The organism is Paracoccus sulfuroxidans (genome assembly GCF_007830335.1).
GTDB classification, from domain to species: domain Bacteria; phylum Pseudomonadota; class Alphaproteobacteria; order Rhodobacterales; family Rhodobacteraceae; genus Paracoccus; species Paracoccus sulfuroxidans.
In genome coordinates this window covers 78,193-92,517 of record NZ_VLKU01000002.1, presented here as the reverse complement: position 1 = coordinate 92,517, position 14,325 = coordinate 78,193, and the positions used below count along the sequence as shown (strand labels likewise).

The 14,325-nt window shown below is 67.8% G+C and carries 13 protein-coding genes; 11 read left to right on the top strand and 2 right to left on the bottom strand.

The window, feature by feature from the left end; all coding sequences use genetic code 11:
- Window positions 1-4: 4 nt before the first annotated feature.
- Genes IQ24_RS02935 through IQ24_RS02925 form a run of 3 tightly spaced genes read left to right on the top strand, consistent with a single transcriptional unit; the run spans window position 5 to window position 4,017 of the window.
- Complete coding sequence (locus IQ24_RS02935) at window positions 5-694, top strand: DUF1523 family protein (RefSeq protein ID WP_145396251.1); 690 nt, start codon at window positions 5-7, stop codon at window positions 692-694.
- A 21-nt stretch (window positions 695-715) separates the two neighbouring features.
- The gene (deoC, locus tag IQ24_RS02930; RefSeq protein WP_145396668.1) at window positions 716-1,666 is read left to right on the top strand and encodes a deoxyribose-phosphate aldolase; all 951 of its coding nucleotides are present in this window, start codon (window positions 716-718) and stop codon (window positions 1,664-1,666) included.
- 8 nt (window positions 1,667-1,674) lie between these two features.
- Window positions 1,675-4,017 (top strand): aldehyde dehydrogenase family protein, encoded by a 2,343-nt coding sequence (locus IQ24_RS02925; protein WP_145396250.1) that lies wholly within the window; start codon window positions 1,675-1,677, stop codon window positions 4,015-4,017.
- 15 nt (window positions 4,018-4,032) lie between these two features.
- Here the strand turns inward: IQ24_RS02925 and IQ24_RS02920 are convergent, their stop codons facing one another.
- Complete coding sequence (locus IQ24_RS02920) at window positions 4,033-4,803, bottom strand: hydroxypyruvate isomerase family protein (protein WP_145396249.1); 771 nt, start codon at window positions 4,801-4,803, stop codon at window positions 4,033-4,035.
- Entirely contained in the window at window positions 4,779-5,354 is a 576-nt protein-coding gene (locus IQ24_RS02915) for a DUF1285 domain-containing protein (RefSeq protein WP_145396248.1), read from the bottom strand. Before IQ24_RS02915 ends, IQ24_RS02920 begins: the two co-directional genes overlap by 25 nt.
- Before the next feature lie 62 nt (window positions 5,355-5,416).
- On the opposite strand from IQ24_RS02915, the gene IQ24_RS02910 reads away from it, so the two are divergent.
- From IQ24_RS02910 to IQ24_RS02880, 8 genes are read left to right on the top strand one after another with little or no spacing between them, the layout of a single operon-like run.
- On the top strand, window positions 5,417-6,418 hold the full coding sequence (locus tag IQ24_RS02910; RefSeq protein ID WP_145396247.1) for an AAA family ATPase: 1,002 nt from the start codon (window positions 5,417-5,419) through the stop codon (window positions 6,416-6,418).
- Complete coding sequence (locus IQ24_RS02905; RefSeq protein WP_145396245.1) at window positions 6,415-7,284, top strand: DUF58 domain-containing protein; 870 nt, start codon at window positions 6,415-6,417, stop codon at window positions 7,282-7,284. The genes IQ24_RS02910 and IQ24_RS02905 overlap by 4 nt, the downstream gene beginning before the upstream one ends.
- A complete protein-coding gene (locus tag IQ24_RS02900) occupies window positions 7,284-9,212 on the top strand; it encodes a BatA domain-containing protein (RefSeq protein ID WP_338419451.1) in 1,929 nt (642 codons plus the stop codon). Before IQ24_RS02905 ends, IQ24_RS02900 begins: the two co-directional genes overlap by 1 nt.
- Window positions 9,209-10,060 carry a DUF4159 domain-containing protein gene (locus IQ24_RS20550; protein WP_338419450.1) on the top strand — a complete coding sequence of 284 codons (852 nt, stop codon included), beginning with the start codon at window positions 9,209-9,211 and terminating at the stop codon, window positions 10,058-10,060. The genes IQ24_RS02900 and IQ24_RS20550 overlap by 4 nt, the downstream gene beginning before the upstream one ends.
- The gene (locus IQ24_RS02895) at window positions 10,057-12,183 is read left to right on the top strand and encodes a hypothetical protein (RefSeq protein ID WP_145396243.1); all 2,127 of its coding nucleotides are present in this window, start codon (window positions 10,057-10,059) and stop codon (window positions 12,181-12,183) included. Before IQ24_RS20550 ends, IQ24_RS02895 begins: the two co-directional genes overlap by 4 nt.
- A 60-nt stretch (window positions 12,184-12,243) precedes the next feature.
- Window positions 12,244-12,723, top strand: a complete 480-nt coding sequence (gene fabZ / locus IQ24_RS02890) for a 3-hydroxyacyl-ACP dehydratase FabZ (RefSeq protein WP_145396241.1) — start codon at window positions 12,244-12,246, stop codon at window positions 12,721-12,723.
- Complete coding sequence (gene lpxA / locus IQ24_RS02885; RefSeq protein ID WP_145396238.1) at window positions 12,720-13,505, top strand: acyl-ACP--UDP-N-acetylglucosamine O-acyltransferase; 786 nt, start codon at window positions 12,720-12,722, stop codon at window positions 13,503-13,505. The genes fabZ and lpxA overlap by 4 nt, the downstream gene beginning before the upstream one ends.
- Window positions 13,502-14,299, top strand: coding sequence for an LpxI family protein (locus tag IQ24_RS02880; RefSeq protein ID WP_145396236.1), 798 nt, complete (start codon window positions 13,502-13,504; stop codon window positions 14,297-14,299). Before lpxA ends, IQ24_RS02880 begins: the two co-directional genes overlap by 4 nt.
- Window positions 14,300-14,325: the final 26 nt, after the last annotated feature.

Sequence of the window (14,325 nt, the reverse complement as noted above, 5' to 3'; positions counted from 1 at the left end):
ACCCATGCGCTATTTCTGGACCGTTCTGGGTGTGATCTTCGGAATATCGGTATTCCTGTTCATGGATTACACGCTGCCGTCCAAGCAGACGGTGCGCATCACCAACACCTACAACCGCATGACCGACATCGGCGCGAACCAGATCTTCTATTCCTCGCCCGACACTGGCACGGTGCAGAACGCTGCAGGCCAGCGCGACATCCGTTTCATCGACACGGTGCGCCCGAATGGCCGCGTCTATGTCTATCGCAACGAGGACACCGGCTGGATCTGGCCGCCCTATTTCAAATACGACAGCACCAACCTGCAATCCGAGGCGACGAACCTTGTCTCGAACGCGGCCAATCCGGAATGGGTCAGCGTGACCTCTTATGGCTGGCGGATCTCGTGGCTGTCGATCTATCCGAATGCGGTCTCGGTGCATCCGGTGGCGGGGCCTGACGCGCGGCCCTTCAACTGGGCGGCGCAGATCGTCCTGCTGGTGCTGGGCTTTTTGCTGTTCCTTCTGTGGCGCATGTGGAACCAGTTCCGCGAGCGCACCATCGACCCCGCCCGGCAATCGGTGGATGAGGCATGGGACCGGCTGGATGCCCGCGCCGATGCCGCCCGCGACGAGATCTCGGAGCGTGCCAGCAAGGCTCGCGGAGGCTTCACGCGCTGGCTGGACAGCTGGCGGGGCAAGCCCAGGCGCTGACGCAGGAGAGCGGGCATGGACATGGCGACCACCCAACGCAATCCGGGCACGGATCTGACGCCCGAGTGGTTCGACCGCATCGCGGTCAACACCCCCGCCGCCGAGCGGCGCGCGTCCAGCCTGACGGCGCGCCGCAGTCTCAAGAAGGAATGGCAGGCGGCATGGCTCTTGAATGCCGTGCGCTGCATCGACCTGACGACGCTGTCGGGCGATGACACGCCCGACCGGGTGGCGCGGCTTTGCGCCAAGGCCCTGCAGCCGATCGCGCCCGAGCAACTGGCGGCCATGGGTGTCAAATCGCTGACCACCGGCGCCGTCTGCGTCTATCCCACCATGGTCGAGGCCGCGCGCCGCGCACTGGCGGGCAGCGCCGTTCCCGTGGCCTCGGTCGCGACCGGCTTTCCGGCCGGGCTGATGCCCCTGGACCTGCGTCTGGCCGAAATCCGCTATGCCCGTGACGAGGGCGCAGATGAGATCGACATCGTCATCAGCCGCGCCCTTGTCCTGTGCGGCGACTGGAGCGCGCTTTATGACGAGCTTTGCGCCATGCGTGAGGCCTGCGGCCCGGCGCTGATGAAGGCGATCCTTGCGACCGGAGAGTTGAAGACCCTGACCAATGTGGCCCGCGCCAGCCATGTCGCGATGCAGGCGGGGGCCGATTTCATCAAGACCTCGACCGGGAAAGAGCCGGTGAACGCCACGCTGCCCGTCAGTCTGGTGATGCTGCGCGCGATCCGCGACTATCACGACCGCACCGGTTTCCGCGTGGGGTTCAAGCCCGCGGGCGGCCTCAAGACCGCCAAGGATGCGCTGAACTGGCAGGTGCTGATGGCCGAGGAACTGGGGCGTGACTGGCTGCGCCCCTCTCTGTTCCGGATCGGGGCCTCGTCGCTTCTGGGCGATATCGAACGGCAGATCAGCCATTACGTGACGGGCCGCTATGCGGCCAGCAGCCGCCTGACGATGGGCTGAGAGGACACATGACCAGCGTGAGCGAGATCATGGAAAGCATGGAATACGGCCCCTCGGTCGAGGATGCCTCGGCGGTGCGCGAATGGCTGAAGGCGCGCGGCCCCTTCGGGCATTTCATCGGCGGCAGTTTCACCAAACCGGCCGAGAGTTTCGACAGCATCGACCCGGCGCGGTCCGAGGTTCTGGCGCAGGTGTCGCAAGGCTCGGCCAAGGATGTGGCGCGGGCCGTGCGGGCGGCCCGCAAGGCGCAGCCCGGCTGGGCCGCGCTTGGCGGGCATGAGCGCGCGCGCTTTCTTTACGCCATCGCCCGCACCATCCAGAAGCGCGAACGCTTCCTTTCGGTGCTGGAGACGCTCGACAACGGCAAGCCTTTGCGCGAAAGCCGCGACATCGACGTGCCGCTGGTGGTGCGCCATTTCTATCATCACGCCGGTTGGGCGGAGCTGCGCGACAGCGAGTTTCCGGGCCATGCCCCCTTGGGCGTTTGCGGCCAGATCATCCCCTGGAACTTCCCGCTTCTGATGCTGGCATGGAAGGTTGCGCCCGCGCTGGCGGCGGGGAATACGGTGGTGCTGAAGCCTGCCGAATACACCTCGCTGACCGCGCTGGCCTTCGCCGAGATCTGCCAGCAGGTCGGGCTGCCTGCGGGCGTCGTCAATATCGTGACCGGGGACGGGGCGACCGGTGCTGCGCTGGTCGCGGCCGAGGTCGACAAGATCGCCTTCACCGGCTCGACCGAGGTCGGGCGGCAGATCGCCCGTACCCTCGCCGGAACCTCGCAGCGGCTGACGCTGGAGCTGGGCGGCAAATCCCCCTTCGTGGTCATGGACGACGCCGATCTGGACGCGGCCGTCGAAGGCGTGGTCGACTCCATCTGGTTCAATCAGGGGCAGGTCTGCTGCGCGGGTTCGCGCATTCTGGTCGCTGAGGCCGTGGCCGACCGGTTCGAGCATCTCTTGCAGATGCGCATGGCCAAGCTGCGGGTTGGCCCGCCGCTGGACAAATCGACCGATGTCGGCGCCATCGTCCATCCCGTCCAGAAACAGCGGATTGCGCAGATCTGCGCCGCCGCCGTTGCTGCCGGGGCTGAGCTTGTGGGCGGGGCCGAGGGGCAGGGCTGCTTCATCGCCCCCGGCTATCTGCGCAACATCGCCCCCGGCAACCCCGGCATGACCGAGGAAATCTTCGGTCCCATCGCCACGCTCTCGACCTTCCGCACGCCCGACGAGGCGGCGGATCTGGCCAATAGCACACATTACGGGCTGGCGGCCTCGGTCTGGTCGGAAAGTGCGACCGTTGCGACCGATATGGCGGCGCGGATCAAGGCGGGCGTCGTCTGGGTGAACTCGGCCAATCTGTTCGACGCGGCTGCGCCCTTTGGCGGCGTGCGCGACAGCGGCTATGGCCGCGAAGGCGGGCATGAGGGGATGCTGGACTATCTGCGCGCGCCCGCGATGAAACCCGGGCGCGACAGCACGCCCGCCGCCGTCTCGGCGGTGCCAGACAGCGGATCGTCGGGCGATCCTGCGCAGATTGACCGGACGGCCAAGCTTTACATCGGCGGCGCGCAGAAACGCCCCGATGCGGGGGCAAGCTACGCGGCGCAGGGCCAGCTTGTGCCGCTGGGCGGGCGCAAGGACATCCGCAACGCCGTTGAGGCCGCCCATGCCGGACGCGGGAAATGGGCCGGGCTTGGCGCGCATGGCCGCGCGCAGGTCCTGTATTTCCTGGCCGAGAACCTCAGCCAGAGGCGTGAGGAACTGGCCGCCTTCGCTCCTGCTTCCGAGATCGACTGTGCCATTCGCCGCTGTTTCTTCTATGCGGGCTTTGCCGACAAGTTCGACGGGCGCACGGTCGCGGCCAAGCCCGGCCATCTGGTCACCGTCCTGCATGAGCCGCATGGCGTGATGGGCGTCGTCTGCCCCAATGATGCGCCGCTGGCGGGCTTCGTCTCGCTGGTCCTGCCGGCGATTGCCATGGGCAACGCGGTCGTCGCGGTGCCGTCGCAGGATCGGCCCATGGCGGCGCTGACGCTGGCGCAGGTGCTGGATTGCTCGGACGTGTCTGCCGGGGTCGTGAACATGATCACCGGTCCGCGCGAGGAACTGGCGCTGGCTCTGGCACGCCATGACGATGTGCAGGCGCTTTGGGCCGTGGGCCCGGCCGAACTGCTGCGCCCGGTCGAAGAGGCCGCCGCGCAGGTGCTGACGCCGGTCTGTGCCCCCTCGGCGAAGGACTGGACCGCAGCCGAGGTTGAGGGGCGCGAATTCCTGCGCGCCGCCACGCGGACCAAGACGATCTGGCTTCCCTACGGGGCCTTGCCCGCAGGCACCGGCAGCGCCGCCTATTAGGGCGGCGCTGGTTGTTCAGTGGCCCAGCATGGGCCGCTGATGCATCCAGTTCAGCCCCTCGGAGGTGATCGCTGTCGAGGGTTTGTACTCGGCCCCGACCCAGCCCCGATAGCCCGAGGCCTCGACCGCGCGAATGAATTCGGCGGTGCAGATGCTGTCGTGGAAGGGCTCATCATCATGCGATCCGGCAATCTGGATATGGCGGACCAGATGGCCGTGCCGTTCCCAGACGGCCATGATGTCGCCATGTATCCGATGCGCCTGATAGGTGTCGAATTGCAGGCCCAGATTGGGGGCGGCCACTTCGGCAATGATCCCGGCGGCCTGATCAAAGCAGGTCAGGAACGCCTCGGGGTCGTCGGCGGCGCAAACCGGCTCGATCGTCAGGCTGGCATGCGGCGCGCGGGCGGTGGCCCAGCGCAGGTTCTCGACCAGCGTCTGATGCGCGCGGGCGCCTTGGGCCTTGCCCGCCATGACATGGATGTGCCGCGCATGCAGCCCCTGGGCAAACATCAGCGCGCGGTCGAAATCCTTGCGAAAGCGCGCCTCATTGCCCGGCTCGGCCGCGAAGCCGCGCGGACCGCCTGCCCAGTTCGGGGGCGGCGTGCTCATCAGGATGAACTCCAGCCCGGCGTCGCGCGCACAGGTCGACAGTTCCTTGACCGTCAGGTCATAGGGAAACAGGATCTCGATGCCCTCGAACCCCGCACGTCTGGCGGCGGCGAAGCGTTGGGGCATCGGCAATTCGGTGAAAAGATAGGTCAGATTGGCGGCGTATCGGGACATAGGGGTGGTTCCAGCAGAAAGCTGACACCACCGGAACAGAGAGACAGGCGCCCTTGGGCATCCGATGTCGCAGTTTCGGCCAGCCGGTAAAACGTCTTACGATCTACAAGTGCCCAGAGGCCCCTTCGGACGTGGACATACGGACGCGGCACATCGACTGTGCCACGAATCACGATACGATGTTCTGGGCCCGCCGTGAAGCTTTCGCCCACATTCGTCGTAAATGTGATCTCATCGGGGCCGATGTCGGCATCGACCGCGATGAAGGGGGCATCCTGCACACGGATGCCGACCTTTTCGACGGGGGTGACAAGGAAATAGTCGTCCCCCTCGCGCTTCAGGATCGAGGCGAACAAGCGCACCATCGCAGGCCGCCCGATGGGCGTGCCCTGATAGAACCAGCTGCCGTCGGTGCGGATCTCCATATCCAGATCGCCGCAGAAGGGTGGGTCCCACAAATGCACGGGTGGCGGGCCTTTTTTTGAGGCCCGGCTGGCAGCCGCCGCGATGCCTGTTGCATCACTCACGCTATTGTCAGCCCTTTCGTCCATTCCCTGTGGTGACCCGCTTGTGCTCTCTTTATGCTGTCCTAGAGCAGTATAAGGGCTTTGTCATGGCTGACGATCATAAACTGGTGAACGACGTGCAGAACCTGACGGCGCGGCTTGCCGAGGCAAGGACCAGCGTCGAGCGGCGCTTCGTCGGCCAGCATGCGGTCGTCGAGCAGGTGCTGGCCGCGATCCTGTCGGGCGGGCACGCGCTGCTGGTCGGACAGCCGGGCCTGGGCAAGACGATGCTGGTCGATACGCTCTCGACCGTGCTGGGGCTCGACAGCAACCGCATCCAGTTCACCCCCGACCTGATGCCAGCCGATATTCTGGGCTCCGAGGTGCTGGACGTGCGCCCCGACGGCACCCGCAGTTTCCGCTTCATCGAAGGCCCGGTCTTCACCCGCCTGTTGATGGCCGATGAGATCAACCGCGCCAGCCCCCGCACCCAATCCGCGCTGCTGCAGGCCATGCAGGAAGGCGAGGTCACGATCAGCGGCGAACACCGCCCGCTGGGCCGCCCCTTCCATGTTCTGGCGACCCAGAACCCGATCGAGCAAGAGGGCACCTATCCGCTGCCCGAGGCCCAGCTTGACCGTTTCCTTCTGCAGATCGATGTGGGTTACCCCGACCGCGACACCGAGCGCGAGATCCTGCTGGCCACGACCGGCGTTCTGCAGCAAGAGGCGCATGCGGTCTTCGACCCGGACTCGCTGCAGATGGCGCAGGACCTGATCCGCCGCATGCCGGTCGGGGAGTCGGTGCTGAACGCAATCCTGGATCTGGTCCGCTCGGCCCGTGCGGGCGAGGCCGAGGCCCCCGACTGGATCGAGGGCACGCTGGCCTGGGGCCCCGGTCCCCGCGCCGCGCAGGCCCTGATGCTGGTCACGCGGGCACGGGCGGCGCTGAACGGCCGCTTTGCCCCGACGCTCGACGATGTCGAGGCGATGGCCGCGCCCGTCCTGCGCCACCGCATGGCGCTGTCCTTCGCGGCCCGCGCGCGCGGCGAGACGGTCGATTCGGTGATCCAGCGCCTGCTCGGCGATCGGATGCGGGCCGCGGCGTGAGCTTGACGCCCGGACAGCTTCGCGCCGAGGCCGAGGCCGCTGCGGCGGGTCTTCCGACGCTGCTTCTTTCGGCCGAACGGCTGGCGGCGGCGCTGGTCATGGGCGCGCATGGCCAAAGGCGTGCGGGCACGGGCGAGGATTTCTGGCAATACCGCCCGGCCAGTTCCGGGGACGCGGTGCGCAGCATCGACTGGCGCCGCTCGGCCCGGACCGATGCGCAATATGTCCGCGACCGCGAGGCACAGCAGGCGCAATCGGCAGTGCTGTGGGTGTCGGCCGGACAGGGGATGGATTTCAGCGGCGGTCCCGACCGTCCAACCAAGCTCAATCGCGCGCGGCTTCTGGCGCTGGCTCTGGGGCTCGCGCTGCTGAATGCGGGCGATCGGGTGGCGCTGGCGGGCCAGCCGCCGCGACTGGGCCGCACGCAGGGCGACCGCATCGCTGAGGATCTGCTGCGCCACGCCGTGCAGCCGGGCGATGACGATCCGTTGCCCGTCGGCACGCTGCGCCCCGGTCAGCGGATGATCGTGCTTGATGATTTTCTGGGCGATCCCGCGCCCGTGGTCGCCATGCTGGAGCAGGCGGCCGCCATGGGTGTCCGGGGCGCGCTGTTGCAGGTCCTTGACCCCGATGAAGAGGCGTTCCCCTATCAGGGGGCGGTGCTTTTCCGCTCGGGCAGCGGTGCGGCCACCCATGACACGCGCGATGCGGGGGGGCTGCGCGCGGCCTATCTGGCGCGGCTGAAGGACCGCCGCGCGCATCTGACGCGGGCCGCCGATCAGGCGGGCTGGCATTTCGGAACCCATGACACCGCCGCCGCGCCCGGTCAGGCGCTGATGTGGCTTTGGTCGGTGTTGGAGGGCTGATGCTGCTTCTTGGACCGCTTGGCTTTGCGACGCCCTGGATCCTGTCGGCGCTGGTGACGCTGCCGGTGATCTGGTTGATCCTGCGGGCCATGCCGCCCTCACCCAAGCTCGTGCGTTTTCCGGGCACGCGGCTGCTGAAGGGCCTCACTGATCCGCATCCAGTCGCGCGGCACACGCCCTGGTGGCTGCTGCTGTTGCGCGTGCTGGCCATCGCGGCGCTGATCCTGGGCTTTGCCGGGCCGGTCTGGAAACCCGCCGCCGATCAGGGCCTTGGCGGGCCGGTGCTGATCGTGATGGACGCAGGCTGGGCCGCTGCCCCCGACTGGGCCGAGCGGCAGACCCGCGCCCTTCGCGCGCTTGACCGCGCGGGATCTGCCGGGCAACCGGCGGCACTTCTGCTGGCCGATGGACGTGCCGGGGGGCAGTTGCCCTTCCTGCCCGCGACCGAGCTGCCTGCAAGGCTGCGTGCGGCGACGCCCGTCTCCTGGCAGTCGCAATATCCCGAAGACCTTGACGAGGCGCTGGCCGCCGCCCCCGAAACCGGACTGCAGGTCCTGTGGCTCAGCGACGGGCTGGACCACCCGGGCCGGGCCGAACTGCTGGCCGCACTCGAGGCGCGCGGGCAGGTCTCGGTCATTCCGCCCCTGCGCGGGCGCGCCTCGCTGGAGCTGGTCAGCGGCGATCATCCCGCACTGCGCCTGCGCACGACCGATGCGGGCGAGCCGCCGGTCGTTCGCGCGGTCGGCCCCGACCCTCTGGGGATCGAGCGGGAGCTGGCGCGGCTGACCCCGGGTGAGCCCGCGACCGAGGCCGGGATTACCACCCGCACCATTCCGATCGACCTGCCCTCTGAGCTGCGTAACCGCATCACCCGTTTCGAGATCATGGGAGAGCCCTCGGCCGGTGCCGTCGTGCTGGCCGATGACCGCGTGCGCCGCCGCAAGGTCGCGCTGGTGGGTGACGACCGGGTCAGCGAAGGACAGCGGCTGCTGTCGCCGCTTTACTATCTGCGCCGGGCGCTGTCGCCGACGACCGATCTGGTCGAGGGCAGCCTTGCCGACGTGCTTCAGGCCGCGCCCGATGTGGTCATCATGACCGATCAACTGGTGCCCGGTGATGAGCATGGGCTGGACGCCTGGGTGCAGGAGGGCGGCCTGCTGGTCCGCTTTGCCGGGCCCCGCATGGGCGCGGATGAGAAGCTGGGGACCGAGCCTTTGCTGCCGGTCCGCCTGCGGGCAGGGGGCCGCGACGTGGGTGGCGCGCTCAGCTGGGGCGATCCGCGTGGGATTTCCGCTTTCGCGACCGACGGGCTGTTCGCAGGCCTGACGCCACCCGCCGATGCCACAGTGCGCGCCCAGCTTCTGGCCGAGCCATCGCCCGAACTGGCGAGCGCGACGATTGCCAAGCTCAGCGACGGGACGCCGCTGGTCACCCGCGCGGCGGAGGGCGAGGGGCAGATCGTTCTGTTCCACACCACCGCCAATGCCGAATGGTCGAACCTGCCGATCTCGGGCCTTTTCGTGCAGATGCTGGACCGGCTGGTGCAAAGCGCCCGCACGCAGGAACTGACCCTGGATGCCGAAAGCGCCGAGCAGCCCTTCTGGACGCCGCGACTGGTGCTGGACGGATTCGGTCGCGCGGGTGGGCCGGGCGATCTCTCGCCCGTCGCGGCCGTCGATTTCGCCAAGGGGCCGCATCCGGGCGCGCCTGCCGGGCTTTACGAAGCCTCGGAACGTCGCGCCGCGCTGAACGCGGGCGGCCCCATCGCGCTGGCCGATTGGCCGGGCGCGACGGTCGAAAGCGCCACCACCGCGCCGGGCCTCAGCCTGCGCGGCTGGCTCATCGCGCTGGCCGCACTTCTGCTTGCGGCGGATGCCCTTGGCAGCGCCTTTCTGGCGCGGGGCCGGGGCGGGAGGGTTGCGGCATGAACCTGCTTCGCAAACTGGCCGTCGCGCTTTTCGCCAGCCTTGCCCTGCCGGGCCCGTCTCTCGCGCAGGACGCCGAGCCTGACCCGCGGCTGGTGCGCGCGGCGGATGAGGTGGCGCTCGCCTATGTGGTGACCGGCGATGAAGAGGCCGACCGGGCCTCGGAGGCCGGGCTTCGGGGGCTATCCGAGGTGCTGACGCAGCGCACTTCCGTTGAGCCGGGCGAGCCCATCGGCATCAACCTTGATGAAGACGACCTGTCGCTGTTGACCTTCCTTTACTGGCCAATCACCGACAGCCAGACCGCGCCCTCGGCTGCGGCCTATGCGCGGCTGAACCATTATCTGCGCTCGGGCGGGCTGATCCTCTTCGACACGCGCGACGGAGATATCGCGGGTTTGGGCGGGCCGGACGGTTCGGCGGCGCTGCAGGCGCTGGCGGCCCCGTTGGATATCCCGCCGCTGGCACCGATCCCGGCCGATCACGTGCTGACCCGGACCTTCTATCTGCTGGAGGATTTCCCCGGCCGTTACCAGGGCAATCGCGTCTGGGCCGAGGCGCCGCCCGCAGATGCCGTCGCGACCGAGGGCGTGCCCTTCCGCAACCTCAACGACGGTGTCTCGCCCGTCATCATCGGCGGCAATGCCTGGGCCGAGGCCTGGGCCATCGACAAGCGCGGGCTTCCCAGCTTCACCGTCGGCGCCAGTTTCGAGGGCGAGCGGCAGCGCGAAATGGCCTACCGCTTCGGGGTGAACCTGATGATGTATGTGCTGACCGGGAACTATAAATCCGATCAGGTCCACGTGCCCGCCCTGCTGGAGCGGCTGAAAGAGGGAGAGACGGCAGAATGACCGGCCTTGCCTTCGATCCCGTCCTGCCCTGGCCCATTCTGGCGGCTTTGGCCGCGCTGGCGCTGCTGGTGGCACTTTGGGCGCTGTGGCGCGGCCTGCGCGGCTGGCTGTGGCGCGGCCTTGCGGGGCTGGCCGCCGCGTTGGCTTTGTCGGGGCCCGCGCTGCAATCGGGGACCAGCAACAAGCTGAGCGATATCGTCATCCTGCTGGACGACCGCTCGGCCAGTCAGGCGCTGCCGGGGCGCAGCGCCCAGACCGATGAGGCCGTCGATGAGCTGACCCGGCGGCTGGAGGCGATCCCCAATACCGAAATCCGCCGCGTGACCGTGGGCGATGACGATGACGACGGCACGCTGCTGGGCACGGCCCTGTCGCGCGCCCTTGCCGCCGAGCCGGAGGCCCGGCTGGCGGGCGTCATCAACGTGACCGACGGGCTTTTGCATGACATGCCCATGCTGCCCGCAACCGCGCCCGCGCCGGTGCACACCCTGCTGACCGGCCAGCCCGAGGATTGGGACCGGCGGCTGGTCATCGAAGAGGCCCCGACCTATGGGCTGATCGGCCAATCGGTGAACATCCGCCTGCGGATCGAGGATCAGGGCAATGTCCCGGCCTCGGTCGCAGGGCAGCCCGCGCGTCTGCGCATCTCGGTCGATGGCGACAATGAACGCCAGCTGGACCTGCCTCCGGGCGTTCCGCTGGATCTGCCGATCACGCCGGAACATGCGGGGCAGAACGTCGTCTCGATCAGCTTCGATGCGCCAGAGGCCACCCCGCCCGAGCTGACCGACCGCAACAATGCCGCCGCCGTGCAGATCCAGGGCGTGCGCGACCGTCTGCGCGTGCTGTTGGTCTCGGGTGAGCCGCATGCCGGTGAAAGAACATGGCGCAACCTGCTGAAATCGGACGCGAATGTCGATCTGATCCATTTCACCATCCTGCGTTCGCCCGACAAGCTGGACATGGTGCCGGTGCAGGAAATGTCGCTGATCGCCTTCCCGACGCAGGAGCTGTTCATGGAACGGATCCGCGATTTCGACCTGATCATCTTCGACCGCTACTCGGTGCAGGGGATCCTGCTGCCGGTCTATTACGAAAACGTGCGCCAGTTCGTCGAAGAGGGCGGCGCGATTCTGGTCTCGGCCGGGCCCGAGATGTCCAGCGTCGAAAGCCTGAACCTGTCGCCTCTGGGGGCGATCCTGCCCGCGCGGCCTACGGGGCGCATCATGTCGGGTCCGTTCCTGCCGCAGCTGACCGACGAGGGCATGCGCCATCCGGTGACCTCGGGCCTGCCGGGCGCACCTTCCGAGGATGAACAGGATGGCCATTGGGGCCGCTGGCTGCGCATGTCGCAAAGCATCCCCTCCCCGAATGCGCAGGTGGTGATGAAGGGCATGGAGGATGAGCCGCTCTTGATCCTGAACCGCGTGGGCAAGGGCCGCGTGGCGCAGCTGACCTCGGATCAGGTCTGGCTCTGGGGGCGCGGCTTTGAGGGCGGGGGACCGCAGCTCGAGCTGCTGCGGCGCATCGCGCATTGGTCGATGAAAGAGCCCGAGCTTGAGGAAGAAGCCCTGCTGGCCGATGTCTCGCATGATCTTTCGGTGACGGTCACGCGCCGCACGATGAAGGACAGCGCCGGACCCGTGCGCATCACCGGGCCCGACGATTTCGCGCATGAGCTGCCGCTGACCGAGGCAGGGCCCGGCCGTTTCACCGCCGAATGGGTGCCGCCCGGGCCGGGCCTTTACCGGCTGGTCGATGGTGACATCACGCGCGTCATCGCCGTTGGTCCCGCCGCTCCGCGCGAATTCGAAGAGACCGTGGCCACACCTGACCGGCTGGAGCCTCTGGCGGGACAGACCATGGGCGGCGTTTTGCGGCTGTCCGATGGCGTCCCCTCGATCCGCACGGTGCGCGAGGGCCGCCCCGCATTCGGCGAGGGCGTGGGCGGGGACTGGATCGCCATCACCCCGCGTGAGGCCGAGACGATCAGCGGCCAGACCCACAGGCCGATCCTGCCCGACTGGGCCTGGCTTCTGCTGATCGCGGGGCTGGCGCTGACCGGCTGGCTGCTGGAAGGGCGCGGCTGGGGTCGCCCCGCAACCCCTGATGAGCAAGCGTGAAACTTGCCATCCGCCCGGCGCGTTGCTAGGCAAATCAAAAATCGTGCAAGAGGACCGCTCATGGCCGCCGAAGACACCACCTATGTGCCACCGACCGAGGTCGACATCCTCCAGATCAAGCGGATCATACCGCATCGCTATCCGTTTCTGCTGATCGACCGGGTGCGTGACATCGTGCCGATGGAGACGGCGGTCGGCCTGAAGAACGTCACGGTCAACGAGCCCCATTTCGAGGGCCATTTCCCGCAAGAGCCGGTCATGCCGGGCGTGCTGATCATCGAGGCGATGGCGCAGACCGCCGCCGTGCTGGTCGGCGTGACGATGAACCTCGCCGACAAGGGCATGGGCACCTATTTCATGTCCATCGACAAATGTCGCTTCCGCTCGAAAGTGGTGCCGGGCGATGTGCTGGAACTGCATGTCAAAACCATGCGCGGCGGCGGCAAGGTGTGGAAATTCGCCTGCGAGGCGAAGGTGGGCGACCGCGTCGCCGCCGAAGCCGAAGTCATGGCCATGCTGACGCAAGGGCAGGCGGAATGAGCGAGGCGCGCATTCATCCCTCGGCGGTCGTCGATCCGGCCGCCGTCATCGGCCCCGATTGCGAGATCGGGCCTTTCTGCGTCGTCGGGCCCGAGGTCCGGCTGGGTCGCGGTGTGGTGCTGAAATCCCATGTGGTGGTGACCGGCAAGACCACGGTTGGCGATGAATGTGCGCTGTTTCCCTTCTCATCCATCGGAGAGATCCCGCAGGACCGCAAGTTCAGCGGCGAAAAGACCGAGCTGATCATCGGCGCGCGCAACCGCATCCGCGAATATGTGACGATGAACCCCGGCACCGAAGGCGGCGGCGGCATCACTCGCGTGGGCGATGACGGGCTGTTTCTGGCCGGAAGCCATGTCGCCCATGACTGCCAACTGGGCGATCGGGTGACGCTGGTGAACAACGCCTCGATCGCGGGGCATTGCATCATCGGCGACGACGTGACCGTGGGCGGGCTTGCGGGCGTGCATCAATTCGTGCGCATCGGACGCGGCGCAATGATCGGCGCGCTGACGATGGTGACCGCCGACGTCATCCCCTTCGGCATGGTCCATGGCCCGCGCGGCCATCTGGACGGGCTGAACATCGTCGGGCTGAAGCGGCGCGGAGCCACGCGCGACGACATCCACGCCCTGCGCGAGATGCTGGCCCGTCTCTCTGCCGGTTCCTTCCGCGAGACCGCGCGCGAACTGGCCGAGGGCGAGACCTCCGAGATGGAGCGGCAGGTGCTTGACTTCATCCTTGGCCCTTCCGACCGTTCATTCCTGGTGCCGCACTCATGACCGATATTGCCCTGATCGCGGGCGAGGGGCGTCTGGCCCCCGCCATTGCCGAGGCCCTTGGCACCCCGCTGGTCTATGCGCTGGACGGGTTGCAGACGCAGGTTGCGGCAACCCCCTTCCGGCTGGAACGGCTGGTGCCATTCCTGGATGAGCTGCATGACAAGGGCGTCCGCACGGTCGTCTTTGCCGGTGCGATCCGCCGTCCGCGGCTGGAGCCGGAGCTGTTCGACCCGCGCACGGCCTCGCTGGTGCCACGCATCGTGGGCGCGATGCAGTCGGGCGATGATGCGGCACTACGCGCGGTCCTCGACGTTTTCGAGGAAAGCGGGCTAAATATCGCCACAGTCGATCAAATCCTACCCGATCTGGTGCCGGGTGAGGGCGTGCTTGCGGGTGAACCCTCTGAACGCGACCGCAAGGATGCCGCCCGCGCGGCCGAGATCGTCGCAGGCCTTGGCGGCTTTGACATCGGTCAGGGCGCGGTCGTGGCGCAGGGCCTTTGCCTTGCCGTCGAAAGCCTGCCTGGGACCGAGGCGATGCTGGAATTCGTCGGGCAGCACATCGGGTTGCGGCCGGATGCCAAGGGCGCGAAGGGCGTGCTTTATAAAGCGCCGAAGCCCGGGCAGGATCGCCGGATCGACCTGCCGACCATTGGCCCCGACACCGTGGCGCAGGTCGCGCGCGCGGGTCTGGGCGGCATCGTCTGGCAGGCGGGCAGCGTGATCGTGCTTGAGCGCGACGTGACCATCGCTGCGGCGCAATCCGCCGGCCTTTTCCTTTGGGCCCGCGCCTGATCGCAGCCTGAGGGTCGACAAAGGGG

Excerpts from the sequence above, each read along its gene's own strand:
- IQ24_RS02925 (WP_145396250.1), top strand. The coding sequence starts at position 1,675 with ATGACCAGCGTGAGCGAGATCATGGAAAGCATGGAATACGGCCCCTCG.
- IQ24_RS02915 (WP_145396248.1), bottom strand. The coding sequence starts at position 5,354 with ATGGACGAAAGGGCTGACAATAGCGTGAGTGATGCAACAGGCATCGCG.
- IQ24_RS02910 (WP_145396247.1), top strand. The coding sequence starts at position 5,417 with ATGGCTGACGATCATAAACTGGTGAACGACGTGCAGAACCTGACGGCG.
- IQ24_RS20550 (WP_338419450.1), top strand. The coding sequence starts at position 9,209 with ATGAACCTGCTTCGCAAACTGGCCGTCGCGCTTTTCGCCAGCCTTGCC.
- IQ24_RS02880 (WP_145396236.1), top strand. The coding sequence starts at position 13,502 with ATGACCGATATTGCCCTGATCGCGGGCGAGGGGCGTCTGGCCCCCGCC.
- IQ24_RS02935 (WP_145396251.1), top strand. The coding sequence starts at position 5 with ATGCGCTATTTCTGGACCGTTCTGGGTGTGATCTTCGGAATATCGGTA.
- fabZ (WP_145396241.1), top strand. The coding sequence starts at position 12,244 with ATGGCCGCCGAAGACACCACCTATGTGCCACCGACCGAGGTCGACATC.
- IQ24_RS02895 (WP_145396243.1), top strand. The coding sequence starts at position 10,057 with ATGACCGGCCTTGCCTTCGATCCCGTCCTGCCCTGGCCCATTCTGGCG.
- deoC (WP_145396668.1), top strand. The coding sequence starts at position 716 with ATGGCGACCACCCAACGCAATCCGGGCACGGATCTGACGCCCGAGTGG.
- IQ24_RS02900 (WP_338419451.1), top strand. The coding sequence starts at position 7,284 with ATGCTGCTTCTTGGACCGCTTGGCTTTGCGACGCCCTGGATCCTGTCG.
- lpxA (WP_145396238.1), top strand. The coding sequence starts at position 12,720 with ATGAGCGAGGCGCGCATTCATCCCTCGGCGGTCGTCGATCCGGCCGCC.
- IQ24_RS02920 (WP_145396249.1), bottom strand. The coding sequence starts at position 4,803 with ATGTCCCGATACGCCGCCAATCTGACCTATCTTTTCACCGAATTGCCG.